Below are 22,848 nucleotides of genomic sequence, written 5' to 3' on the forward strand. Positions count from 1 at the left end.
CGGCGGCGGGTTGCCCGGATTTCGATCTCCGGGCAACCCCCGCGCCCGCGGGCCCCGTTCGACAGGTATCGGGGGCGACGAGGAGGAACTGGTGAAACGGTCGGAAGAGGCGGGGTACCGGGACTACGTCACGACCCGGATGGAGGTCATGCGCCGCACGGCGTACCTCCTGTGCCGGGACTGGCACCTCGCCGACGACCTGGTGTCGATCACGATCGGCAAGCTGTACCGGCACTGGCCGCGGGCCCGGCAGGTGGAGCACCTCGACGCCTACGTCCGCCGGATCCTCGTGCGGACGTGGCTGGACGAGAAGGCCAGGGCGTGGCGGCGGGAGGAGCCCGCGGAGACGCTGCCGGAGCCGGCGGTGCTGCCGGCCGACGACGTCGTCGAACGGCTCGGCCTGCTGGAGCTGCTCGACGCGCTGCCGCCGCGGCGCCGGGCCGCGGTGGTGCTGCGCTACTACTGCGACCTTTCGATCGAGGAGACCGCCGAGATCCTCGAATGTTCACCCGGAACCGTGAAGAGCCAGACCGCGCGCGGGCTCGACTCGCTGCGCGCGCTCGTCGCCGCGAGCCAGAGCTGATGGAGGGAAAATGAGCAGGGAACAGTTCGACGCGGCGATCGGCGTCGTCCCACCGTCCACCGTGGACGTCGACGCGGTGCTGGACCGCGAACGCCGCCGGGCGCGGGTGCGCCGCGTGGCGAACCCGTGGACCGCCGCGTGTGCGGGCGTCGCGGCGGTGGCCGCCGGCGCGGTGCTGGTCCTGGCCCCGGGCGATCCCGGGCCGAGCTTCGTGCAGCCGGGAGCGTCGGCGCCGCCGCCGTCGTCCGATGCGTGCAGGCTCGCCGCGCGGCCGACCACGGCACCGCTCCGCGAGAAAGCGAACGTGGTGGCGGACCGGCTGACGACGGTGCTCACCGACGCCGTCCGGCAGCGCGTCGCCGCGGGCACGACCCTGGGCGTCCACACGCTGGGGCAGTACCCGAAGGGCACCCAGCACGGGCCGCTGGTCTTCTTCCACGTCTTTTCCGCGCTGGTGCCGCAGGACGGCGGCGTGTGCAGCGGCGGCGAGGACTACTTCATGGCCGCGGCGTCGACGACGGAAAAGGCGCACAAGGGCAACGTCTGGGCCGTCGTCGGCCGGCTCGGCGGCAACGCCTCCCCGGCGACCGAGTGCGGCCCGGCGCCCGCGGACACGCAGGGCTCGTGCCACCGCCGGACCGGACCGCACGGCGAGACGATCGTCGAGGAAACGTTCACCATCGCGGACGGGCCCACGGTCAACCGGGTGAACGTCGCCAAGCCCGACGGCACCGGCGTCATCGTCGAGGCCCAGAACACCGCCCGGGACGCGAAGCTGGGGGACGCGCCGGACATGCCGTCCCCGCCGCTGAGCCTCGGCCAGCTGGCGGAGGTCGCACTCGATCCGGGGCTGACGCTTTACCCCTGAGCGGCCAGCAGGACCTTCGCCGCTTCGCAGGCCGTGTCCGCTTCGCCGGGGTCGCCGGTGATCGCGGCGAGCACGGTGGCGCCTTCCACGAGGGAGAACAGCTGGTCGGCGAGGTTCTGGTCGGAAACGAGACCACGCAGGTAGGCCCGGACCTCGTCCTTGTGCTTGCGGATCGCGGCGGCGATCCCCGGCGCGGGCTCGCCGAACTCGCCGAAGGAGTTGACGAACGCGCAGCCGCGGAAGCCCGGCTCGGCGAACCAGCTCTTCAGCCAGTCGAACACGGCGAGGGGGGCGTCGCCGCGGGCGTGGACGAATTCGCGCAACGACCCGCGCCAGCGCTCGTCCCGGCGCAGGAGGTAGGCCTCGACCAGGTCGTTCTTCGCCGGGAAGCACTGGTAGAGCCGCTTGAGCGAGACGCCCGAGCGTGCGCGGACGGCGTCCATCCCGACCGCTTGCACGCCGTGGGCGTAGAAGAGCTCTTCGGCGGCTTCCAGTAGCCGGCCGGTCGCCTCGGTGGAATCCATGTCACCTGTCCCTGGCGCTGAGAATGATCGTTCTCTATTCTAGCGGCAGCAGTGGAGAACGCACGTTCTCCGCGTTCGTAAGGAGCCTGACATGACCCCGCGTCCGCCGTTCCCGCCGTTCGACGAAGACACCGCCCGCCAGAAGGTCCAGGCCGCCGAAGACGCGTGGAACACGCGCGACCCCGAACGCGTCGCGCTCGCGTACACCGAAGACTCGGTCTGGCGCAATCGCGACCGGTACGTCGTCGGACGCGCCCAGATCGTCGAGTTCCTCACCGGGAAGTGGGCGCGCGAGCTGGACTACGCGCTGCGCAAGGAGCTGTGGGGCTTTCGCGGCAACCGCATCGGCGTCCGGTTCCAGTACGAGTCCCGGACCGCGGGCGGGCAGTGGTTCCGCAGCTACGGCAACGAACTGTGGGAGTTCAGCGACGAGGGCCTGATGCGCCGGCGCGAGGCGAGCATCAACGACGTCCCGATCGACGAAGCCGACCGCCGCATCTTCGGCCCGCGCCCGGAGTCCGAACACGGCGTCCTGCTGCCGATCTTCTGAGTCCGCTCCCAGCGGAACCGCCCCCGGCCGCGGCGTGTCGTGGGCAGGCTCGGGGCATGACGGCATCGGCGTTCGGCGGCGAAGTGAGCGAGTACTACCAGAAGTTCCGGCGCGGCTACCCGCCCGAGGTGGCGCGCGAGCTGACCACGGCGTTCGCGCTGACCCGCGACGACGTCGTCCTGGACCTCGGCTGCGGCACCGGCCAGCTCACCCGGGTCCTGGCGCCCCGCGTCCAGGCGGTGCTCGGCATGGACCCGGAACCGGCGATGCTCGCCCAGGCCCGGCTCGCGACCGAGGAGCCGAACGTCAGCTGGCTGCTCGGCGCGGATTCCGACGTCGGCGCGCTGGCGGCGGTCTTGGGGCCCGGCCGGCTGGCCGCGGTGACGGTCGCGCAGGCGTTGCACTGGATGGACCACGAGCGGCTGTTCGTGGCGGTCCGCCCGCTGCTGCGTCCCGGCGGCGGTGTCGCGGTGGTGACCAACGGCGAGCCGCTGTGGTTGCAGGGCAGCGCGTGGTCGGCCGCGCTGCGGGAGGTCCTCGTCGCTTATCTCGGCACCCCGGTGCACAGCACTTGTGGCACAGACGAGGCCAGCCAGCAGCGGTATGCGGACGCCCTGGCCGCCGCCGGGTACGCCGTGGCCGCGCGAGTCGTCGAGTACTCGGCGCCGCTGACCGTCGAGGAGATCGTCGGTGGCGTCTTTTCGGCGATGAGCCCGGACCGGCTGCCCGCGCCGGAGGCGAGGCCCGCATTCACCGAACGCGTCCGGGAGGCGGTGGCCCCGCACGGCCCGCTGCGCGAGCACGTCCGGGTCCGGCTGCTGACCGGTACCCGGTGAACCGGGGTGGCGAATACGTATCACCCCTACTGTTCCGCTTGTTGTTTCCCCGGGAGGCGGCGCGGATGCTCGCTGCAGGCGCCGATCGCGCCACCGGTCCCCGAGGAGTCCCCATGACCAGCAGGTTGAGAGCTGCCGTCGCCACCCTCTTCGTCGCGTTTTCGCTCGCGATCGCCGTGGACGGAATCGCGACCACGACCGTCCCGGCCGGTCCGGACTGCGTCCGGCCCTGCCATTTCTGAGCGGACGCCCGCTACTGTTCCGGGATCTCGGCCGGGACCGGTTCGAAGGCGTTGCCGGTGGCGATCTTGGGCCGGGGCAGTTCGACCGGCTCACCCGGCTTCGCCCGCCGGTAGACCGCGGCGGTCGCTTCGGCGATCCGGCCCCAGTCGAAGTCCGCGGCCAGCCGGGACTGCGCCGCTTTCGCGCGCTTCGCCGCGGCGTCCGCGTCGCTGAGCACCGCCGTCACCGCGTTGGCCAATTCCGCGACATCGCCGGGACTGAAGGCGAGGCCCGTCTCGCCGTGCACCACGACCTCGCCGAGCCCGCCGGCCGTCGACGCCACCAGCGGCGCTTTCGCGGCCGCGGCCTCCAGCGCGACGATCCCGAACGGCTCGTACCGGCTGGGCAGCACGACGGCGTCGGCCGCGGCGAGCGCCGCCCGCAGGTCGCGGTCGGACAGGTGCCCGACGAAGTCGACGGCGCGCCGCACCCGCAGCTTCCGCGACTGCTCGACGAGCTCGTCGAAGTGTCGTCCTTTTCCGGCGACGACCACGCGCGTGCCCGGATGACGGCGCCGGATGCGGGGGAGCGCGGCCAGCAGGTCCTGCACGCCTTTCTCCCACTCGAGTCGTCCGAAATAGAGCAACAGCGGCGCCCCGGCCGGGCTGTAGACCTCGCGGGCGTGCGCGATCTCGTCGGCCGGCACCTGCCAGCCGCGTTCCTCGATGCCGTTGTGGATCACCGTGACGTCGTCGGCGTCGACCTCGAAAAGGTGCGCGACCTCGCGGCGCATGGCCTGCGAGCAGGTGATCAGCGCGTCCGCGCGGTTCGCCAGCCACCACTCGACCGAGTGCACCTGCTGGTTCAGCGGGTGCGACAGCCACCCGGAGTGCCGCCCGGCCTCGGTCGCGTGGATGGTGCCGACCAGCGGCACCCGCGCGGCCTCGGCGATCGCGATGGCCGGGTGGGCGACGAGCCAGTCGTGCGCGTGGACGACGTCGGGCTGCCAGGTGCGCAGCAGGTCCTGCGCGGCGCGGATCATGGCGTGCCCCATGGCCAGCGTCCAGGCGACGAGGTCGCGTTCGAACGTCACGTGCATCGGGTCCTCGGCGACCCGGATGATCCGCACGCCCTCGACGACGCGGTCGGTGCGCGGGTGCGTCCCGGCGTCGGTGCCCGCGGCGTGCCGGCAGAGCACCACGACCTCGTGGCCTTGGCGGGCGAGGTGGGTGGCGAGCGCGTGCACGTGCCGGGCCAGGCCACCGATGGCCACTGGCGGGTACTCCCAGGACAGCATCAGCACACGCATGGGCAGAGGTTACTCGCGAGTCGGAAAAGGGCGACGGGCCCCGGGGGATCCTTTGTGGATGTGACGGTGATCACCGTCACATCCACACTCGGAATCGCGGTTCCGTCAGGCGGGCAGCGCGGCTTCGATGGCCTTGACGACCGCTTCGTCCTCCGGCTCGGTGCGCGGCCGGAACCGCGCCAGGACCTCGCCGTCGGCGCCGACGAGGAACTTCTCGAAGTTCCACTGGACATCGCCCGCGGCGCCCTCGGCGTCGGCGGTCTTGGTCAACTCCGCGTAGAGCGGGTGCCGGTCCTCGCCGTTGACGTCGATCTTTTCGAACAGCGGGAACGTGACGCCGTAGGTCGTCGAGCAGAACGTCTGGATCTCCTCAGCGCTGCCCGGTTCTTGCCCGGCGAACTGGTTGCACGGAAAACCGACCACGGAGAAGCCCTGGCCGCCGAAGCGTTCCTGCAGCCGCTCGAGGCCGGAATACTGCGGGGTCAGGCCGCATTTCGACGCGACATTGACCACGAGCAGCGCCTGGCCGGCCAGCGAGCCGAGCGAGCTGTCCTGCCCGTCGAGCGTCTTGACCGGGATTTCGTGGATCCCCATGAGAGCGCGTCCCCTTTCAGTCGTGCTTCAGCGCCCGGGCGTCGAGGTGCCCGAACGGTCCGTCGTCGGCGCGGTAGGCGGCGGCGAGCTCTTCGGCCCGCGCGCGGTCGCCACGGCGCAGCAGCCCGGCCAGCGCGTCGAACCGCTCGGTGTGCACCTGCGCGCGGCGCCGCGCGTAGTCCGCGGCTGAGTCCTTCGTGACCATGAACGCCCAGTCGCTCTCCAGCGCCAGCATCGCTTCGGCCACGGCCTGGTCGGCGACGGTGTCCCGCGCCGTGGTCGCCAAACCGGCAACGAGGGCGAGCAGTCGTTCCTGCAACGCCGCGTTGGCGTCGACCATGTCCTTGACCTGCTCGCCGTCCCAGACGCGCCAGTCCTTGCCCGAGCCCCACGACGACGAAGGCAGGTCGATCGGCTCGCCGACGTGGCCGGCCTCCATCGCGCCCTTCAGCGTCGTGACCCGCACCCCGGCTTCGGGCAGCGCGCGCAGCACGCCTTCCAGCCAGGCCGGTCCTTCGTGCCACCAGTGCCCGAACAGTTCCGTGTCGTAAGCGGCGACCACGAGGGCCTCGCGGCCGTGTTGCGCCTTCAGCGAACGCAACCGCGTCACGACGGTTTCGACGAAGTCCTTGACGTGCAGCCCCAGCACGTCCGCGGCGAGCGCCGGGTCGTAAGGCGCCTTGTCCCGCGGCTCGACCGTCTTGCCGGTGACCCGCGACGCCTTGAGCCCGACCTCGTGCGCCCAGGTGTGGAAGTCGCGGTACGCGGCGTGACCGGGATAGCCGGCCTTCGGCGACCACACCCGGTAGGTGACCTCGAGGTCTCGTCCGAAAGCGACCACGTCGCTGTCGCCGACCGGCCGCGCGGCCCAGGTCGCCCCGCGCAGCGACGGGCCGTCGACCAGGAACCGCCGCACGCCGGCGGCCGCGTAGCCGTTTTCCATACCAGGCGCGTAGCCGCACTCCGGCGCCCAGATCCCCTCGGGTCGCGACCCGAGCCGCAGCGCCGTGTCGGCGAGCCCCGCGTTGAGCGCGAACTCGCGCACCCGCGGGTGGAGCAGCGGCTGGAACGGGTGCGCCAGCGGACCGCCGAGCAACTCGATCGTCGATTTGTCGACCAAGGACCGCAGGATCGGAGAGAAGCCGTGCCGCCACCGGGTGCCGAGCTCCTCGGCCGCGCGGACCGCGGTCCGGTGTTCGGCCGCGGCGAGTTCGCGCAGGACCGGGTCGCCGCGCCACAGCGTCGACGCGTGCTGGGCGCGCAGCTGCCAGTGGCCGAGCCAGTCGTGGAAGGCGCGGATGCTGTACGGGTCGTCGAGCTGCGCGGCGAGCACCGGCGTCACGCCGAGCGTCAGCACGTCGCGGCGGCCTTCGGCGGCGAACCGTTCGAGGAGCTCGACCATCGGCAGGTAGGAGTGCGCCCACGCCTGGTACAGCCATTCCTCGCCGACCGGCCAGCTGCCGTGGTGCGGCAGCCACGGCAGGTGGCTGTGCAGGACGACGCAGAACGTCCCCTCGTAGTCCGTCATCGGCGCACCGCCACGGCGACCAGGTCGAGGCTCGCGTCGACGTCGTCGCCGTGGATCTCGAACCCCGTGGCCTCGATCGCGGCGACGTCGGCGAGCAGCGCCGCCGGCCAGACGGCCTGCCCGGGCAGCTCGCCCATGACGACGTCGAGCTGGGCGTCGATGATCGAACCGCCGTACCGCTCGTCGAGGGCACGGACGGCCTCGCCGTGGTGCAGCCCGTGGAGCGTCTCGACGTCGAAGCCGGCGTCGGTGAGCAGGTCCTCGAGCTCCGACGGCGCCAGCTCGCGGGTGTGGAACGGGTTCAGCGGCGTGTCGCTGTCGGGGGTGAAGGTCAGCCGGTTCGGCGTCGTGACCAAAATCCGGCCACCCGGCTTCAGCACCCGGTGGCACTCCGCCAGGAAGCCGGCCTGGTCCCACAAGTGCTCGATGACCTGGAAATTGGCCACGACGTCGACCACGCCGTCCCGCACCGGGAGGAACGCCAAGTTCGCCCGCGCGACGTCGACTTCGGGGTAGCGGCGGGCGACGTGCTCGGTGGTCGGGACGTCGTAGTCCAGCGCGAGCACCCGGCGGGCCGTGGTGGCTAGGAGCCCGGCGCCGTAGCCCTCGCCGCAGCCGGCTTCGAGCACCGTCGCGTCCGCGCAGTGGGGGAGCAGGGCGGCGTACGCGGCTTCGTGACGTCGGAACCAGTAATTTTCCTCGGCGATGCCGGGGACGGTTCGTTCGCCGGTCAGGTGCAGCGCCTCGGCCCGGGTGGCTGGGGTGGTCACCTCCGCGACCCTAGCGGGTGTCACGCCCGGCCCCGCCGTCTCGTTCCGTGGTCATGCAACGGACCATCACCCGCGTACTGCTCGTCGTCTTCGGCCTGGTCGAGGCCGTGGTCGGAACTTGGCCACTGGTCTCGCCCACCGGCTTCTACCAGGACTTTCCCGGCTTCCGCACCGGCTGGGTGGCGATGGACGGCGCGTTCAACGAGCACCTCCTGCGCGACTTCGGCGGCCTCAACCTGGCGCTCGCGGCGCTGCTGATCGGAGCCGCCGTGATCGGCACCACAGCTGTCGCGCGGCTCGCCGCCGTCTCGGCTTTGCTGTTCGGCGTGCCGCACTTCCTCTACCACCTTGGCCACGTCGCCCACTTCGCGCGGACCGACCAGGTCCTCATCGTCGCGACGACCGGGCTCGGCGTGGTGGTGCCGCTGGTGCTCCTGCTGCTCCCCGGACGGCGGGTCAGCCCACCGGCGACACCGTGATGCCGAGCGCACCGGGACCGAGGTGCGCGCCGATGACCGTGCTGGCCTCGACGACCATGCTCTCGGCCATGCCGGGCACCCGGCGTTCGATCTGCCTGCCGATCTCGAGCTCGTGGTCGCTGGCGCCGAACCGGGTCACGGCGATGTCGGCGCGGAAGCCACCGGACTTCTTCACCGCGAGGTCCACCATCTTGGCCAGTGCCCGCCGGGTGCCGGGGACGCGGGCCAGCGGCGCGACCTCGCCGTCCTTGACGGTGAGCAGCGGTTTGATCGAAAACGCACTGCCGAGCATCGCCTGCGCGGCGCCGATCCGGCCGCCGCGGCGGAGGTACTCCAGCGTGTCGACGTAGATGAACTCGGTGCTCGTGGTGCACCGCCGTTCGGCGGCTTCGATGACGCGCCCGGCGTCGGCGCCGGCCGCGGCCGCCCGTGCCGCGGACACCGCGGCGAAGCCCAGGCTCATCCCGGTGGTGCGGCTGTCCAGGATGTGCACCGGGATGCGGACCTGCTGGGCGGCCTCCCGGGCCGCGCGGACGGTGTCGGACATGCGGCCGGAGATGTGGATGCTGACGATGGCGGTCGCGCCCGCGGCCGCGGCTTCCTGGTAGGTCCAGAAGAACGCCCCCGGGTCCGGGGGCGCCGTGGTGATCACCCGCCCCGCTCTCATCGCGTCGATCACCTCGCCGCGGTCGAACCGGTTTTCGTCGTCGAAGTGGCTGCCCAGGTTCAGCTGGATCTGGACGACCCCGATCGCCCAGCGGGCGGCGACGGGGCCGGGCAGGCAGGAGCTCGAGTCGGTGATGACGGCGATGCGCGCGGGCATGGTGCCGGAGATTAACCCTTATCGACCTACCGGGAGTAGGCCGTGGTTGGTCCGATCGGACGAACGGTGTTTCGGGAGGGGTAACCGGTCGACTACTGGGACGATCGTCCCGGTAAATTGCGCATCCAGGTGAATGGCGTCACCTCGACGGGTCGCGCGCCCCGAATGGCCCTAATCTACCGGCCAGTAGAGCACTGTCCCGTGGTCGACCGCGGGCCACGAACCGGGAGGTCGAAGCAGACCCATGACCAACATCGTCGTCCTGGTCAAGCAGGTACCGGACACCTACTCGGAGCGGAAGCTCAACGGGTCCGACCACACCCTTGACCGCGAATCCGCCGACGCCGTGCTCGACGAGATCAACGAGAAGGCCGTCGAAGAGGCGCTGAAGATCAAGGAAGCCGGCGAGGGCGAGGTCACCGTGATCTCGGTGGGCCCGGACCGCGCGACCGACGCCATCCGCAAGGCCCTGTCCATGGGCGCCGACAAGGCCATCCACGTCTCCGACGAGGCCCTGCACGGCTCCGACGCGATCGCCACCGCCAAGGTGCTCGCCGCCGCCATCGGCAAGGTCGAGGGCTTCGACCTGGTCATCGCCGGCAACGAGTCGTCCGACGGCCGCGGTGGCGCCGTCCCGGCCATCCTCGCCGAGCTGCTGGGCCTGCCGCAGGTCACCTACGTGCGCGAGCTGACCGTCGAAGGCTCCACGATCAAGGCCACCCGCGAGACCGAGGACGGCCTCACCCACCTCGAGGCGAGCCTGCCCGCGATCGTGAGCGTCGGCGAGAAGATCAACGAGCCGCGCTACCCGTCGTTCAAGGGCATCATGGCCGCGAAGAAGAAGCCGGTCGAGTCGTTCACCATCGCCGACCTCGGCATCGACGCGGGCGAGGTCGGCCTCGCCAACGCGTGGTCCACCGTGACCGAATCCGCGCCGAAGCCGCCGCGCACCGCCGGCGAGAAGGCCGAGGACGAGGGCGACGGCGGCACCAAGATCGCCGAGTACCTGGTCGGCCAGAAGCTCATCTGACAACGGCTCTTCGAGGAGGAAGTAAGAACATGGCTGAAGTACTCGTCCTCGTCGACCACGTCGACGGTGAGGTCAAGAAGGTCACGCTCGAGCTGCTGACCGCCGCCCGCGCGCTCGGTGAGCCGTCGGCCGTCGTCGTCGGCCCGACCGGGACCGCCGCGAAGGCGAAGCAGGCGCTGGCGTCGCACGGCGCCGCCAAGGTGTATGCCGCGGAAGGCGACGACGCCGCCAACTACTTGGTCACGCCCAAGGTGGACGTGCTCGCCGCGCTGGCGCAGCAGGCGTCCCCGGCCGCCGTGCTCGTCACCGCCAGCGGTGAGGGCAAGGAGGTCGCCGCCCGCCTGGCCGTGCGCCTGGGCTCCGGCCTGATCTACGACGCCGTGGGCGTCAACGGCGACGGCGTCATCGACCAGTCCATCTTCGGTGGCGCGTTCTCGGTCAAGTCCAAGTCCGCGAAGGGCGCGCCGGTCGTCTCCATCCGCCCGGGCGCGGTCGAGGCCGAGCCGGCCGAGGGCGCGGCGGCCGAGGAGACCGTCGAAGTCCCCGCCGTCGACGCGGCGAAGGCCACCCGCATCACCGGCGTCGAGCCGGTGACCGGCGGTGACCGTCCCGAGCTGACCGAGGCCTCGATCGTGGTCTCCGGTGGTCGCGGCGTCGGCTCGGCGGAGAAGTTCGATGTCGTCGAGAAGCTGGCCGACTCGCTCGGCGCGGCTGTCGGCGCCTCGCGTGCCGCCGTCGACTCCGGCTACTACCCGGCGCAGTTCCAGGTGGGCCAGACCGGCAAGACCGTGTCGCCGCAGCTGTACATCGCGCTCGGCATCTCCGGCGCGATCCAGCACCGCGCCGGCATGCAGACGTCGAAGACGATCATCGCCGTCAACAAGGACCCGGAGGCGCCGATCTTCGAGATCGCCGACTTCGGCATCGTCGGCGACCTGTTCAACGTCGCGCCGCAGCTGACCGAAGCGGTCGAGAAGCGCAAGGGCTGATCCACGGCCTTCAGAAGGGCCTTCCGGGACCACCCGGAAGGCCCTTCGCGCGTTTTCGGGACACAGAACCCGCCATTAACTGAACGTGCACTAATCGGTCATCGGATGGCACTCTCCGCGGCTTCCTCCGCGCAGGTACACCTTGACCATGACGACGTCACAGCTCCTCGTCAGCACTGATCAGGCGGGTGCCGAGCTCGCCGCGGACGCTCCCCGGTACTCCCTTCTCGTCGCCCACGCGAACGAAGAAGTGGTCGCCGCGCAAAAACTGCGTCACCGGGTTTTCGCCGAGGAGATGGGCGCACGCCTGCACTCCCGCACCCCCGGTCTCGACGTCGACGAGTTCGACGAGTTCTGCGATCACCTCGTCGTCCGCGACGACAACACCGGCGACATCGTCGGCTGCTACCGGATGCTGCCACCGGAGCGGGCCGTCCGGGCCGGGAAGCTGTACGCCGACAGCGAATTCGACCTGACGGCGATCGAGGGCCTGCGCCCGTCGCTGGTCGAAACCGGCCGGTCGTGCGTGCACCCGGACCACCGCAGCGGCGCCGTCGTCAGCCTGGTCTGGGCCGGGATCGCCCGCTACATGCTGCTTTCCGGCCACCGCTACCTCGCCGGCTGCGCGTCCGTCCCGCTGGCGGACGGCGGCTCCTGCGCCGCCGGCGTGTGGGACGTCCTGCGCACCAAGCACTACTCGGACGAGGCCACGCGCGTCTCGCCCCTGATCCCGTGGGACTCGTCCGGCATCGAGCGTCCGGCACGGGCCACGTTGCCGCCGCTGATCAAGGGCTACGTCCGGCTCGGCGCCAAGGCCTACGGGCCGCCCGCGCTCGACGCCGACTTCGGCGTCGCGGACTTCTTCGTCGTGCTGGACCTGCACAACGTCGACGAGCGGTACCTCAAGTTCTTCCTCGGGGTCCAGGTATGAGCCACGCCTGGATGCCGTTCTCGCCGTGCGGCGACGGCTGCCTCACCGCCGACGACCCGGTGGTCGGCCTCCCGCGCCGGATCCTGCGTTTCACCGCGGCGATCTTCGTCGTCCTTTCGGCGCTGCTGTCGACGCCGTTGCTGCTGGTGGCGCCGGGCCGGGAACGGCTGCTCCGCCTGATCTTCCGCGGCATGCTGCGCGCGTTCGGCGTCCGGCTGGACATCCGGGGCGGCGCCGATTTCCTGACGGCCCCGGCCGGCCGTGGTGCCCTGGTGGTCAACAACCACATCTCGTGGCTGGACATCGTGGCGATCAACGCGCTCCGCCCGATGCGCGCGCTGGCGAAGAAGGAGATCGCGGGCTGGCCGGTGCTGGGCGGCCTGGTCCGCCGCGGCGGCAGCATCTTCCTGGACCGGGAGCGCCTGACGACGCTGCCCGCCACGATGACCGAGCTGGCCGCGGCGCTGCGCACGGGTTCGCTGGTGAGCGTGACACCGGAGGGCACGACGTGGTGCGGCCTGGCATCGGGCCGCTTCACGACGGCGACGTTCCAGGCGGCCATCGACGGCGGCGTCCCCGTCCGCCCGATCGCGCTGAGGTACCGCCTCGCCGACGGCCGCGAGACGAGCCGCCCGGCGTTCATCGGCCCGGAGTCGCTGATCGCTTCGCTGCGCCGGGTCGCGGCTGTGCGCGGCCTGGTGCTGGAGGTCCACATCTGCCCGGAGATCGCCCCGGGCCGCGCGGAGACGCGCCGCGAACTGGCCGCCCTCGCCGAGTCGGCCGTCCACTCCGCGCTGGGCACGGTGCAGATCCCGGTCCAGCAACGACGCCGAGCCCCGCGTGGGCAGAAGGCACCCCTGGCTTCGCCTCCCGCGAAGTGATCCGGGCCCTGTCGCCGCGATCCGGCGACAGGCCCGGGTTGACTTCGGCTCGCTCTCGGGCGGCCGGTTCGCCATGCCATCCGATGGGCATCGGCCGGGCCGCTCGGTGCTTGTCAGCCCGCTCGACCTCAGCGCAACCCGCTGTGCTCGCCCGGCCTCAACGGCGCCACGACCCCAGACACTCGTGACGCTCAGCCGACGGCGATCGTCAGCTTCCCGCCGGGATGCCCACCCTCGCTCTCGGTCTGTGCCGCGGCCGCCTCGGCGAGCGGGTAGCTCCTGCCCTGCGCGACGCGCACCCCGCGCTCGGTGACCCAGCCGGCGATTTCGGTCAGCACTTCGCGCGTCTGCTCACCCATGCTGGTGAAGGGGATCCCCAGCTCGAACGCGGCGCCGTCGGCGATGGTGATGATCCGGTCCTTCGTGCCCCGCAGCTCGACCGACGCCGGCAGCACACCGTGACCGGCAGCGTCGAACACGGCGTCGACCGGCCCGGGCGTGACCTCGCGGACGCGGTCCAGCCAGCCGTCGCCGTAGAGGACGGGAACGACGCCCAGCGACTTCAGGTCATCGAGGCTCCGGCTCCCACCGGTGCCGATGACGGTCAGCCCCCGCGCGACGGCGACCTGAGCGGCGAATCGGCCCACCGTGCCGCTGGCGCCGTGGATCAGCAGCGTTTCGCCCTCGCGGACACCGAGCAGCCCGAGAGCGCGAAGGGCCGTCTCCCCGGCGACCGGCACCGCAGCCGCGTCCGCCCAGGAAAGGGCCGCCGGCTTCGGTGCGACCGTCTTCGCCAACGCGTACTCGGCGTAGGCACCGGTCTCGGACCAGCCGAACACTTCGTCGCCCACGGCGAAGTCCGCGCCCTCACCGACGGCGTCGACGACCCCGGCGACCTCGAGCCCGGGGATGTGCGGGAAGGGAACTTGGAAGTTCTGCCGCATGGCGCCGCTGCGGATCTTCCAGTCGATCGGGTTGACCCCGGCGACCCGGACGCTCAGCCGCACCTGCCCAGGGCCGGGCTCCGGTACCGGCACCTCGGACAGCTGCAGGACGTCCGGTCCGCCGTAGGCGGAGAAGGTGATCGCTCGCATGATTTTTCCCTGCGCTCCTTCGTGGGGGACCTTGCACGGTCGAATGTCCTCCTTTGCGAGCCAACTCGCCCGGCGGCCCCGCCGAACCGTCCGCATGAACGGCGTTCACTAGCCGAGCGAGCGACACGTGCTGGAAGCACGGACGCCGGCCAGCGCGCGAAGAGCCCGAGCCCTGGCGTCCTGACCGACCGGCTCACGACACTCGGCGGCCGCTGGGAGGTCGTCGCGGTCCCGGCTTGGGCACGACGATCACCGCGGTCCTCCCGCCCGGCGTGCCGAACCGCCGGAGCTGCGTCCGCTCGACGGCTCGACCCACGAGAACTCGAGGTCCTGTCCGGTATCACCCAAGACCTGCGCACCCGATAGATCGCCGAACATCTGCAGCTCAGCGAGCACACGGTCAAGTTCCATGTCCGCGACATCCTGGGCAAGGTGGACGTGAACTCCCGCGGCGAGGCAGCCGCCGCGCTGGTGCGAGACCTACCGCTCGAGCCGGTGGCACACTGCTCCGCCTGAGCGTCTTGACCTCCAGCGTGCTGGAGATTGCAGGCTGCTGATCATGGCCTCGACGATCGACTCGGCACCTCGTCGCCGAAGCGTGCTCTGGAGCGCGGAACACCGGCTGACCACGATCGCGCTCCTGCTCGTGGTCACGTTGGTCGCGTTCGAGAACATGGGCGTCGCGACGGCGATGCCCACCCTGGTCGCCGACCTCCACGGGCTGTCGCTCTATTCGTGGCCGTTCACGATCTTTCTGATTTCCAGCGTGGTCGCGACGGTGCTGTCCGGCCGGATCGGCGACCGCCGCGGCCCTGCACCGGCGCTGCTCGCGGGGCCCGTGCTGTTCGCCGCCGGCCTGGTGGTCGCCGGGACGGCGGGTGGAATGCCGGTCTTCCTCTTCGGCCGCGCGCTGCAGGGCTTCGGCTCCGGGCTGCTGCTGGTTTCGGTCTCGCTCCTGATCGCATTGACGTTCACCGACCACGAACGCCCGGTGATCTACGCCGCGAACGCCGCTGCCTGGGTCCTGCCCGCGGTCATCGGACCTTCGGTCGCCGGAGTCGTGACGGTCAGCGCCGGCTGGCGTTGGGTCTTCCTCGGCCTGGTCCCGCTCGTGGTTATCGGCGTCATCATGCTGACGGTGGTCGTCCGGCGTTTGCCGGTCCACATACCCGCCACGGGCGGACGCCGCGCGAGCGTCCCCCAAGCGATCATCGCCGCGCTCGGAGTCGCGGCATTGACGTGGGCGGCCCAGCACCAGTCGCTTGTCGCCCTGGTCTACGGCACGGTCGGACTCGTAGCCCTGGGGTACGCCCTCCGGACGCTGCTCCCGGCTCGGACGTTGACCTCCCGCCCCGGCCTGCCGACGGTCGTAGCCGCCCGCGCCCTGATCGCCGGGGCATACGCGGGGATGGAGGCGTACTTGCCTCTGACGATGAGCGCGGTCCACGGCTACGGCCCGGCTCTTGCCGGCCTGCCGCTCACGATCACGGCTTTGGGCTGGTCCGCGGCCTCGGCCGCGCAAGGCCGCTACCTCAGCTGGTCCAGGGAGGCAACGCTGCGCACCGGGTTCTGGCTGGTCGCGGCCGGTCTCGTCTGCTTCGGCCTGGTATCGCAACCGTGGTGCCCCGGCTGGCTGGCGTTCGTGGCCTGCGCCGTGGGCGGCGCGGGCATGGGCATCGCGATGCCTGCGATCTCCGTCCTGCTGCTCCGCTATTCGCCGGAAGGTGAGCGCGGGTTCAACACCGCAGCAGTGCAGCTCGCGGACTGGGTGGGCTCCGCGCTGCTCATCGGCTTGGGCGGGGTCCTGCTCGGTGTGGCCGGCTCGGTTCTCGACCCCTCGCCGGCGATGGCCCTGCTCACGACGGCCTTGGTCGCGCTCGCGATGCTCGGGGTCCGGCTGACCGGGCGGTGGCCGTCAAAGGTGTGAAAGCCCACTTCGACGACCAGGGTGGGCTTCGTCACGCGCCGGAGCGGACTACCCTGAGGAGGCGATGACCTATCTCGACCACGCGGCGACCACTCCGATGTTGCCGGAAGCCATAGCGGCGATGACCGAGGCGCTGTCCACCGTGGGCAACGCCTCCGCCCTGCATTCTTCGGGCCGCCGGGCCCGGCGGATGGTCGAGGAAGCCCGCGAAACCATCGCCGAAGCTCTGGGCGCTCGCCCTTCCGAAGTGATCTTCACCGGTGGTGGCACCGAGAGTGACAATCTCGCGATCAAGGGCATCTACTGGGCCCGCCAGGAGGAGCAGGAGCAGCGTCGTCGCATTCTGTGCGGCGCCGCGGAGCACCACGCTGTGCTTGACACCGTCGAGTGGCTCGAAGCTCACTTCGGCGCCGAGGTCGTTCTCCTCGACGTGGACGGTGCGGGACGGGTTTCGCCCGATGTCCTCCGTGCCGCCATCGCCGCGAATCCCGAAACCGTGGCGCTGGCGACCGTGATGTGGGCGAACAACGAGGTCGGCACGATCAATCCGATCGCTGACTTGGCTGCGGTCTGCGCGGAGTTCGATGTCCCGTTCCACACCGATGCGGTTCAGGCCGTGGGTGCCGCGCCGGTCGACTTCGCGGCCAGCGGTGCCGCGGCGCTGACCCTCACTGGGCACAAGCTCGGTGGCCCCTTCGGCGTGGGTGCACTTTTGCTGGGACGCGATGTGACCTGCGTGCCCCTTCTGCACGGTGGAGGTCAGGAACGCAACGTCCGTTCGGGCACCCTGGACGTCCCGGCGATCGTGGGTTTCGCGGCTGCCGTCCGAGCCAGCGTCGCGGCCCAAGCTGAATATGCGAAGCGCGTCGAGGATCTCCGAGACGAGCTCATCGAGGTTGTCCAGCGTGAAGTACCCGACGCCGTTCTCAACGGTGGAGATGGTGAGCGGCTGCCCAGTCACGCTCACTTCACATTTCCCGGGTGTGCCGGCGACAGCCTGCTGATGCTCCTTGACGCCAAGGGCATCGAGTGCTCGACCGGGTCCGCCTGCACGGCGGGCGTCGCCGAGCCGAGCCACGTACTGCTTGCCATGGGCGCCGACCCAGCAGCGGCCCGTGGTTCCCTCCGTTTCTCTCTCGGCCACACGTCCACCGCCGCGGACATCGCTGCAGTGGCAGCCGAGATCGGCGGCGTCGTCATGCGCGCCCGGCAGGCCGGGCTCGCCGGAATGCGCAAGCAGACCCAGAAGCAAGAGGTGTAAGGCAATGCGGGTTTTGGCCGCTATGAGCGGAGGAGTCGACTCGGCGGTCGCCGCGGCACGTGCGGTCGACGCCGGGCACGACGTCGTCGGCGTGCACCTGGCGCTGTCGGCCAAACCAGGGACCTTGCGGACCGGCTCGCGCGGATGCTGCACGATCGAAGACTCCCACGACGCCCGACGGGCCGCTGACATCCTCGGGATTCCTTTCTACATCTGGGATTTCGCCGAACGCTTCACCGAAGAGGTCGTCGAGACCTTCGTCGGCGAGTATGCCGCCGGGCGCACACCTAATCCGTGCGTCACGTGCAACGAGAAGATCAAGTTCGAAGCACTTCTCGAAAAGGCGATGGCGCTTGGGTTCGATGCCGTCGCGACAGGCCATTATGCGCGCCTCTCCGTGGTAGACGGTGTGCCTGAGTTGCGTCGCAGTGCGGACAGTGGCAAGGACCAGTCATACGTTCTCGCTTCTCTTACGGTGGAACAGCTCAGCCACGCGATGTTCCCCCTTGGCGACTCGTGGAAGACCGACGTGCGGGCCGAAGCAGAGCGACGAGGCCTTTCCGTCGCCAACAAGCCAGACAGTCACGACATCTGCTTCATCCCGGACGGCGACACCAAGAAGTTCCTGGAGAACCGGCTGGGACAGCGTCCCGGCGAGCTCGTGGACGCCGAGACTGGGGCGGTTCTCGGGCGGCACACAGGGGTGCACGGGTTCACGGTCGGTCAGCGCAAGGGACTGGGAATCGACGCTCCGGCGCCCGATGGCCGTCCCCGGTACGTCTTGTCGCTCGAACCGGTGTCGGGCTCGGTGAAGGTCGGCTCGGTGGCCGGGCTCGGCGTCAAGGTGATCGAAGCTGATCGCGCGATCTGGCCCAGCGGTCGCCCTCTGACCGAGCCGACCGAGTGCGTCGTGCAGGTCAGAGCCCACGGCGGCATCGTCGACGCGGTCGCCGACGTGGACTCCGACACCATGACAGTGCACCTGCGCGAGCCGCTGCGAGGCGTCGCCCCGGGCCAGGTCGTCGTGCTCTATCGCCCGGATCCCGAAGATGGGGATGTCGTCTTGGGCAGCGCGAAGATCTCCGGTACCCGCTGACCTGCGGTCAATTCTGTGGCTTCATGCGGATTCGGTTCGGCTGCCGGCGCCCGGGGCTCAGTGATGGTGGCATTGTCGAATGCACCTGTCCGGCAGGTGTCGTGACGTTCACGGTGCCGTTCGGGGTCGCCTCGTAGTCCCAGCCGGGCTGTCCCTTCAGCCTGCGGTGCCGTGAGCAGTAGGTGACTGCCTGATCGCCGGCTCCTTCGGCCTTGCCCTTCGTGCGAGTCGCTTCGATCCCGCAATTCTGCGCGGGCCGCGTGCAGCCGGGTTGCCGGCACTCCTGATCTCGGACCCGGATGAACTCGTCCTCCTCGAGCGGGTAGCGCGTCGGAGAAAGCTCGACCGCCTGGCCGGTCCGTGGGTCGGTGAGAACCCGTCGCAGTGTCGTGTCGGGGCCGCCGATGATGTGGCGGGCGACTGCGGCCGCGATGGGGCCGCGGCCGGCCAAGGCCGCGGGGGACTCGTTGAGGTTGAGATACGTGGCCAGATCGATGTGCAGGAACACCTCGGTGCGCTCGCTCGGTCCGCCCGTCCCGCTGAGCAGCAGATCCATGGCCACGTCCGCCCGGAGCTGATCCAGCGTGCGTGGCTCGTCCGGAGTCTTCAACGCTCGAGCGGCCCGGTCGATGCGAGCGTAGGCGGCGGTCGCCTTCTCGGTGGGCGCGTTGTTGACCGACAGATGCGTCACGCCGGTGTCCTGGTGGTGCAAGACGAATCGCCGCTCGACGAACTTTCGCTCAGTGCGGAGCGCGGCACCTTCCGGATCGACCTTCGCGGCTGCGTAAGCCGCGGCTCGGCGGACCTGGGTGGCGTTCCGGCCGGGAATCCGGTCCTCGAGTGCCTCGTCGACGACGCGGACATGATCTCCTGACAGCCACGACGTCGCATCCGTGACCTTCATGGCGCGATAGAGGTCGAGTCTGCCGTCGTCCATGAGATTGAGCATGCGCGGGAGACGAGCGATCAGCGCATTGGCCGCGGAAACAATCGCACTGGCCCGATGTTCCGTTATCGACAGGGCCAACGCGACTTCCGAGGACGCGCTGGGCGCCCGTCTCCGACGCACGCTCAGGTCGGCGATCGCTCTCAGCTGAAGGGCTTGCAGCTTGGAGATCTCGGCGTCGGTATCGCGGATGAGATCGATGACCTGCTCGTCTTTCATGCGCTGCAACGTGTCTGGCTCGGCCCGGACCGATTTCAGCATGACGGGGAGCTTGTCGTCGGTGTTCCGGGGGTTTGTGGCCGGGACAAGCTTGTGGACTGGTTGCGAAGGTGCCATGAGCTCGACCGTACGACGGCCCACGAGGAAAGTCACCGGGATTCGATGGAAAGGGTGGTAGAAGGGAGCGAACGGTCCGTTCGCGCCCATCGGGACTTGACGTACTCCGATTGTTTGGTAATTGTTCGCGTGCGTGGGCGTCCGCGTCCGTGTCCTGGAAGGAGGTTGAGACGAAGAATGTCCGAAGTGGACATATTTGATCCGGCTGCGAGTCGGCGGTGTCGGTGCTCAAAGCTTGAGCTTGAATCCCGTATGGCTTGGTATGAATCCGAGGCGCTCGTAGAATCGGTGTGCCTCGGCCCGGGAGATGTCCGACGTAAGTTGCACGAGGGAGCACCCGCGTCGCCGCGACTCGTCGATGGCCCACTCGATGATGCCGGTGCCGAGCCCGGAGCCCCGGTGATCGGCGCGGATCCGCACGGCCTCGATTTGCCCGCGAAGCGAGCCACGTCGAGCCAGGCCGGGAATGATCGTCAGCTGCAAGGTTCCGACTGGCTCGTCCTCGGAGACGGCAACCACCAGAAGCTGGTTCGGGTCCGTGTCGATCTCGTCGAACGCACGCAGATACGGATCGAGGTCGCCGGGATCGTCCCGGGTCGCGCCGAGTTGGTCGTCTGCCAGCATGTGCACGATCGCGCCGATGTCGTGACGCCGTGCCCTGCGAATGGTGTAGTCGGTCACGGCGGCAGTATCACAGGGCTCGGGTGAATCCTTGGTAGCTGTGTACGAACCCGAAGCGTGCGTAGAAGTCTCGCAGGTCGCCGCGCGCGAGGCCGGAATCCAGGTGCAGGCGGGTGCAGCCTCGCCGGCGGGCTTCGTCGATACCCCACGTCAGGAGTGCGCTCGTCACGCCGCGCCGGGCGGCGCGGATGCCCTCCAGCAGCCCACGAGTGGCGCCTTCCCATGCGAGGCTTCGCAACACGGTCAGTTGTGCGGTGCCGGCGACGCCGTTGTCGTCCTCGGCTACGACGAGCGTCACGTGAGGGGTGTTCATGAGCTCGTCGAGCGCGGCTGCCAGCGGTTCACCCGGTGCACCGAACAGGCGCACGAGCGCCTCGATGTCCGTTGTCCGGGCACGTCTGATGACATCCATTGCGCCCAGTATGCAGGAAGCGGGGCGACGATCGTAACTGCAGCGAGCTGCTGCCCGCGGTGCTCGCTGCGTGTCCTTCAGGCGATCGTGTAATGCCGGATCTTGTCGACGACCTGGGCGTTCAGTTTGCCTTGGGATACCAGGAGATCGAGGTGCGCTGCGGTTTCGAGCACCGCGAGCATCTGGTTGAACGAGTCCATTTCGGACAGCTTGCGATTGCGGCGGGTCCAGCCGATTCGGTTCGCGACTTCGTACGCGGTGCTGGCACCGGCCGCGATCTGCGAACCCGTCGTCTCGAGACGTTGCCGGTGATGTTCCAGCAACTCGTCGACGCGGGTGTGCACACTTTCGGCCACTGGTCCGTGCGCGGGAAGCAGACGGCGATCCGGCATCGCGCGCACCAAGCGCAGCGAGTCGATGAAGTCATTGAGCGGCAACTCGGCCGGCACGGGTTGGAAGCCGATCGAAGGAGTGATGTGCGGCAGCACGTGGTCACCGGAGAACAACAGGCCGGCGGTGTCGTCGACGAAGACGACATGTCCTGCGGTGTGTCCGGGCGTGGCGACGACCTCGAACTCGCGTCCGGGCAGGATCGGCCGCCGGCCCGATGTCAGCCATTCGTCAGGCGCTTCCCAGAGGTCGGCTTCCGTGTGCCGCCGGTTGGTGCCGAACTCGCGAGCCAGCGCTTCGACGACTTCGCCGGCGCCGGCCTGGAACAAAAGATCGACCTGTGCCTCCATGGGCAGGCGGTCGGGATTGCCCGAGGCTTTGAGCGACGGCTCTTCGTCCTGGCCGAGAGCGATCTTCGAGCCGAATTCGCGACGGAGGACGACAGCCTGCGAATAGTGGTCACGGTGCACGTGGGTGACCAGGAACTCGGTGACGTCGGCGAGCTCCGCGCCGATCCCTCCGAGGGCGTTCGCGAGCTGCTGCCGTGCCACGGCCAGTGCCCAGCCGGAGTCGACCAAGACCAGCTTCTCGCCGTCGGTGACTGCGTAGACGTTGACCGCCCGCAGGCCGTCGTTGGGCAACGGCAACGGAATCCGGTAGACACCGGCGGAGACCTCGTAGATCCCGGGCTCGGTCCAGTTCCTGTCGCTGCTTTCCGGCAACGGTTCCACGGTGACCTCCGTCCCGGCGAGACTGCGGCGTCCCGGCCTTTCTTCACCCTGAGCCGTGCCGGGCCCGCTGTCCACCTGGAGAAGATGAGACGCCGGTCACTCGATCAGTCGGTGTCCTGCTTCAGGGCGGTGTCGATCGTGAGGGCTGAGGCGACCACCATGCTGGCGAGCGGATCCGGAAGCGGGTTGGGGATCTCCACGACGTAGTTGTCGGCCGTGGTGAAGGCGGCCTTGAGGAACCCACCCCACGTCTTGGTCACCCGGGCGACCTCGGTGCCGGCGTGGTCGCGAATGGAGAAGTTCCAGGCACGCCAGTTCTCGGCGAAGATCCCGCCGACCGACCGGCCGTCGACGACGAAGCCGAAGCGGATCTTGCCGAAGACGTTCTCCTGGACGATTTCGCCGATCGGGGTCTCGTCGGCCCTCGTGACGAGGAACCGCGACTTGAACACCTTCGCGGGCCGGGTGACCTTGAGCACCGTGCTGTGGTTGGCGTCGCGGACCTCGAACTTGTGGGTCAGGAACTGGTCGTAGTTGGTGAGAAGCCGGATCGCCTTCTTCAATGTGCTCTGGCCGACCTCGACGACCCCGCCCAGCCGGTTGCCGTGCTGGTCGAAGACGCCGAACTCGTTGGCCATCTCGATCAGCTTGGCGCGCTGGTTGACCACCAGGACCGGCTCGGTGAACAGAGTTCCGCCGCCGTTGCGAGCACCGCCGCGGCCGCGCGTCGCGCGGGTGACCTGGTCCTGGATCCGGGCCGGGTCGTGGGGACGCTCGATGTCCAGCTCGATCGGCTCGGAGTCGCTCGGCGGCGGGGACTGGTAGGTCGGCCGGGTGTTGGCGGTCCAGGCCTGGCCGTCCCACCAGCGGTGCAGACGGGGATCCCGTGCGTCGGGATACCAGCCCGGTTGCGGTGGCGAACTCGTCATGGCCGATCAGCCTATCCGCGGAGACCTCTTCGTGGTGCCACTGAACGGAAATGCGGTGAATGTCCGCATCGCGGCGGCCTGGTGCGGCAGCCCGGTCACCGTCGTCGGTGGCCGGTCGACCAGAATCG

Annotated in this window: 25 protein-coding genes and 1 pseudogene; 14 read left to right on the forward strand and 12 right to left on the reverse strand. The window is 69.9% G+C overall.

Going from position 1 to position 22,848, the window contains the following annotated elements:
• Positions 1 to 91: 91 nt before the first annotated feature.
• Positions 92 to 583, forward strand: coding sequence for a SigE family RNA polymerase sigma factor (locus AB0G28_RS20610; RefSeq protein WP_093950698.1), 492 nt, complete (start codon positions 92 to 94; stop codon positions 581 to 583).
• 10 nt (positions 584 to 593) lie between these two features.
• Positions 594 to 1,451, forward strand: coding sequence for a hypothetical protein (locus tag AB0G28_RS20615; protein ID WP_361090914.1), 858 nt, complete (start codon positions 594 to 596; stop codon positions 1,449 to 1,451).
• Here AB0G28_RS20615 and AB0G28_RS20620 read toward each other — a convergent pair.
• Positions 1,442 to 1,975 (reverse strand): TetR/AcrR family transcriptional regulator, encoded by a 534-nt coding sequence (locus AB0G28_RS20620; protein WP_361090917.1) that lies wholly within the window; start codon positions 1,973 to 1,975, stop codon positions 1,442 to 1,444. The two genes, AB0G28_RS20615 and AB0G28_RS20620, sit on opposite strands and share 10 nt — an antisense overlap.
• A 91-nt stretch (positions 1,976 to 2,066) precedes the next feature.
• Here AB0G28_RS20620 and AB0G28_RS20625 point away from each other — a divergent pair, with 91 nt between their 5' ends.
• The 3 genes from AB0G28_RS20625 (at position 2,067) to AB0G28_RS20635 (ending at position 3,603) form a co-directional block, all read left to right on the forward strand.
• Positions 2,067 to 2,525, forward strand: coding sequence for a nuclear transport factor 2 family protein (locus AB0G28_RS20625; protein ID WP_361090920.1), 459 nt, complete (start codon positions 2,067 to 2,069; stop codon positions 2,523 to 2,525).
• Positions 2,526 to 2,581: 56 nt separating this feature from the next.
• Positions 2,582 to 3,361, forward strand: a complete 780-nt coding sequence (locus AB0G28_RS20630) for a class I SAM-dependent methyltransferase (protein ID WP_361090923.1) — start codon at positions 2,582 to 2,584, stop codon at positions 3,359 to 3,361.
• A gap of 113 nt (positions 3,362 to 3,474) precedes the next feature.
• Complete coding sequence (locus AB0G28_RS20635) at positions 3,475 to 3,603, forward strand: hypothetical protein (RefSeq protein ID WP_361090926.1); 129 nt, start codon at positions 3,475 to 3,477, stop codon at positions 3,601 to 3,603.
• 11 nt (positions 3,604 to 3,614) lie between these two features.
• On the opposite strand, the gene AB0G28_RS20640 is transcribed toward AB0G28_RS20635, so the two are convergent.
• The 4 genes from AB0G28_RS20640 to AB0G28_RS20655 all read right to left on the reverse strand — a co-directional run bounded on the left by AB0G28_RS20640 (position 3,615) and on the right by AB0G28_RS20655 (position 7,784).
• Complete coding sequence (locus AB0G28_RS20640) at positions 3,615 to 4,892, reverse strand: glycosyltransferase family 4 protein (RefSeq protein ID WP_361090929.1); 1,278 nt, start codon at positions 4,890 to 4,892, stop codon at positions 3,615 to 3,617.
• Positions 4,893 to 4,997: 105 nt separating this feature from the next.
• Entirely contained in the window at positions 4,998 to 5,486 is a 489-nt protein-coding gene (locus tag AB0G28_RS20645; protein ID WP_361090932.1) for a glutathione peroxidase, read from the reverse strand.
• Positions 5,487 to 5,502: 16 nt separating this feature from the next.
• Positions 5,503 to 7,014, reverse strand: a complete 1,512-nt coding sequence (locus tag AB0G28_RS20650) for a glycoside hydrolase family 57 protein (protein ID WP_361090935.1) — start codon at positions 7,012 to 7,014, stop codon at positions 5,503 to 5,505.
• A complete protein-coding gene (locus AB0G28_RS20655; RefSeq protein WP_361090938.1) occupies positions 7,011 to 7,784 on the reverse strand; it encodes a class I SAM-dependent methyltransferase in 774 nt (257 codons plus the stop codon). Before AB0G28_RS20655 ends, AB0G28_RS20650 begins: the two co-directional genes overlap by 4 nt.
• Positions 7,785 to 7,837: 53 nt before the next feature.
• Here AB0G28_RS20655 and AB0G28_RS20660 point away from each other — a divergent pair, with 53 nt between their 5' ends.
• A complete protein-coding gene (locus AB0G28_RS20660) occupies positions 7,838 to 8,263 on the forward strand; it encodes a hypothetical protein (RefSeq protein ID WP_361090941.1) in 426 nt (141 codons plus the stop codon).
• On the opposite strand, the gene AB0G28_RS20665 is transcribed toward AB0G28_RS20660, so the two are convergent.
• Positions 8,241 to 9,086: a DegV family protein gene (locus AB0G28_RS20665; protein WP_361090944.1), complete on the reverse strand. Its 846-nt coding sequence runs from the start codon at positions 9,084 to 9,086 to the stop codon at positions 8,241 to 8,243. The two genes, AB0G28_RS20660 and AB0G28_RS20665, sit on opposite strands and share 23 nt — an antisense overlap.
• Before the next feature lie 244 nt (positions 9,087 to 9,330).
• Here AB0G28_RS20665 and AB0G28_RS20670 point away from each other — a divergent pair, with 244 nt between their 5' ends.
• From AB0G28_RS20670 to AB0G28_RS20685, 4 genes are all read left to right on the forward strand, one after another.
• A complete protein-coding gene (locus AB0G28_RS20670) occupies positions 9,331 to 10,116 on the forward strand; it encodes an electron transfer flavoprotein subunit beta/FixA family protein (RefSeq protein ID WP_361090946.1) in 786 nt (261 codons plus the stop codon).
• A 29-nt stretch (positions 10,117 to 10,145) separates the two neighbouring features.
• A complete protein-coding gene (locus AB0G28_RS20675) occupies positions 10,146 to 11,105 on the forward strand; it encodes an electron transfer flavoprotein subunit alpha/FixB family protein (protein WP_361090949.1) in 960 nt (319 codons plus the stop codon).
• Positions 11,106 to 11,253: 148 nt separating this feature from the next.
• Positions 11,254 to 12,036, forward strand: a complete 783-nt coding sequence (locus AB0G28_RS20680) for a GNAT family N-acyltransferase (protein WP_361090952.1) — start codon at positions 11,254 to 11,256, stop codon at positions 12,034 to 12,036.
• The gene (locus AB0G28_RS20685) at positions 12,033 to 12,917 is read left to right on the forward strand and encodes a lysophospholipid acyltransferase family protein (RefSeq protein WP_361090955.1); all 885 of its coding nucleotides are present in this window, start codon (positions 12,033 to 12,035) and stop codon (positions 12,915 to 12,917) included. Before AB0G28_RS20680 ends, AB0G28_RS20685 begins: the two co-directional genes overlap by 4 nt.
• A gap of 191 nt (positions 12,918 to 13,108) precedes the next feature.
• On the opposite strand, the gene AB0G28_RS20690 is transcribed toward AB0G28_RS20685, so the two are convergent.
• A complete protein-coding gene (locus AB0G28_RS20690; protein WP_361090958.1) occupies positions 13,109 to 14,011 on the reverse strand; it encodes an NADP-dependent oxidoreductase in 903 nt (300 codons plus the stop codon).
• Positions 14,012 to 14,191: 180 nt separating this feature from the next.
• Here AB0G28_RS20690 and AB0G28_RS20695 point away from each other — a divergent pair.
• The 4 genes and pseudogenes from AB0G28_RS20695 to mnmA all read left to right on the forward strand — a co-directional run.
• A pseudogene (locus tag AB0G28_RS20695) lies at positions 14,192 to 14,527 on the forward strand (helix-turn-helix transcriptional regulator); the annotation flags it as partial.
• A gap of 43 nt (positions 14,528 to 14,570) precedes the next feature.
• On the forward strand, positions 14,571 to 15,938 hold the full coding sequence (locus AB0G28_RS20700) for an MFS transporter (protein WP_361090961.1): 1,368 nt from the start codon (positions 14,571 to 14,573) through the stop codon (positions 15,936 to 15,938).
• A 64-nt stretch (positions 15,939 to 16,002) separates the two neighbouring features.
• Positions 16,003 to 17,199, forward strand: coding sequence for a cysteine desulfurase family protein (locus AB0G28_RS20705; RefSeq protein ID WP_361090964.1), 1,197 nt, complete (start codon positions 16,003 to 16,005; stop codon positions 17,197 to 17,199).
• Positions 17,200 to 17,203: 4 nt separating this feature from the next.
• A complete protein-coding gene (gene mnmA / locus AB0G28_RS20710) occupies positions 17,204 to 18,295 on the forward strand; it encodes a tRNA 2-thiouridine(34) synthase MnmA (RefSeq protein WP_361090967.1) in 1,092 nt (363 codons plus the stop codon).
• Between the two features lie 7 nt (positions 18,296 to 18,302).
• Here the strand turns inward: mnmA and AB0G28_RS20715 are convergent, their stop codons facing one another.
• The 5 genes from AB0G28_RS20715 to AB0G28_RS20735 all read right to left on the reverse strand — a co-directional run bounded on the left by AB0G28_RS20715 (position 18,303) and on the right by AB0G28_RS20735 (position 22,720).
• Positions 18,303 to 19,502: a DUF222 domain-containing protein gene (locus AB0G28_RS20715; protein ID WP_361090970.1), complete on the reverse strand. Its 1,200-nt coding sequence runs from the start codon at positions 19,500 to 19,502 to the stop codon at positions 18,303 to 18,305.
• Between the two features lie 303 nt (positions 19,503 to 19,805).
• Entirely contained in the window at positions 19,806 to 20,258 is a 453-nt protein-coding gene (locus AB0G28_RS20720; protein ID WP_361090973.1) for a GNAT family N-acetyltransferase, read from the reverse strand.
• 10 nt (positions 20,259 to 20,268) lie between these two features.
• Positions 20,269 to 20,670, reverse strand: coding sequence for a GNAT family N-acetyltransferase (locus tag AB0G28_RS20725; protein ID WP_361090976.1), 402 nt, complete (start codon positions 20,668 to 20,670; stop codon positions 20,269 to 20,271).
• A 77-nt stretch (positions 20,671 to 20,747) separates the two neighbouring features.
• Positions 20,748 to 21,791: an MBL fold metallo-hydrolase gene (locus AB0G28_RS20730; protein WP_361090979.1), complete on the reverse strand. Its 1,044-nt coding sequence runs from the start codon at positions 21,789 to 21,791 to the stop codon at positions 20,748 to 20,750.
• A 104-nt stretch (positions 21,792 to 21,895) separates the two neighbouring features.
• Entirely contained in the window at positions 21,896 to 22,720 is an 825-nt protein-coding gene (locus AB0G28_RS20735) for a phospholipid scramblase-related protein (RefSeq protein WP_361090982.1), read from the reverse strand.
• Positions 22,721 to 22,848 lie beyond the last annotated feature (128 nt).

This window comes from Amycolatopsis sp. NPDC021455 (assembly GCF_040640995.1).
Classification (GTDB): Bacteria; Actinomycetota; Actinomycetes; order Mycobacteriales; family Pseudonocardiaceae; genus Amycolatopsis.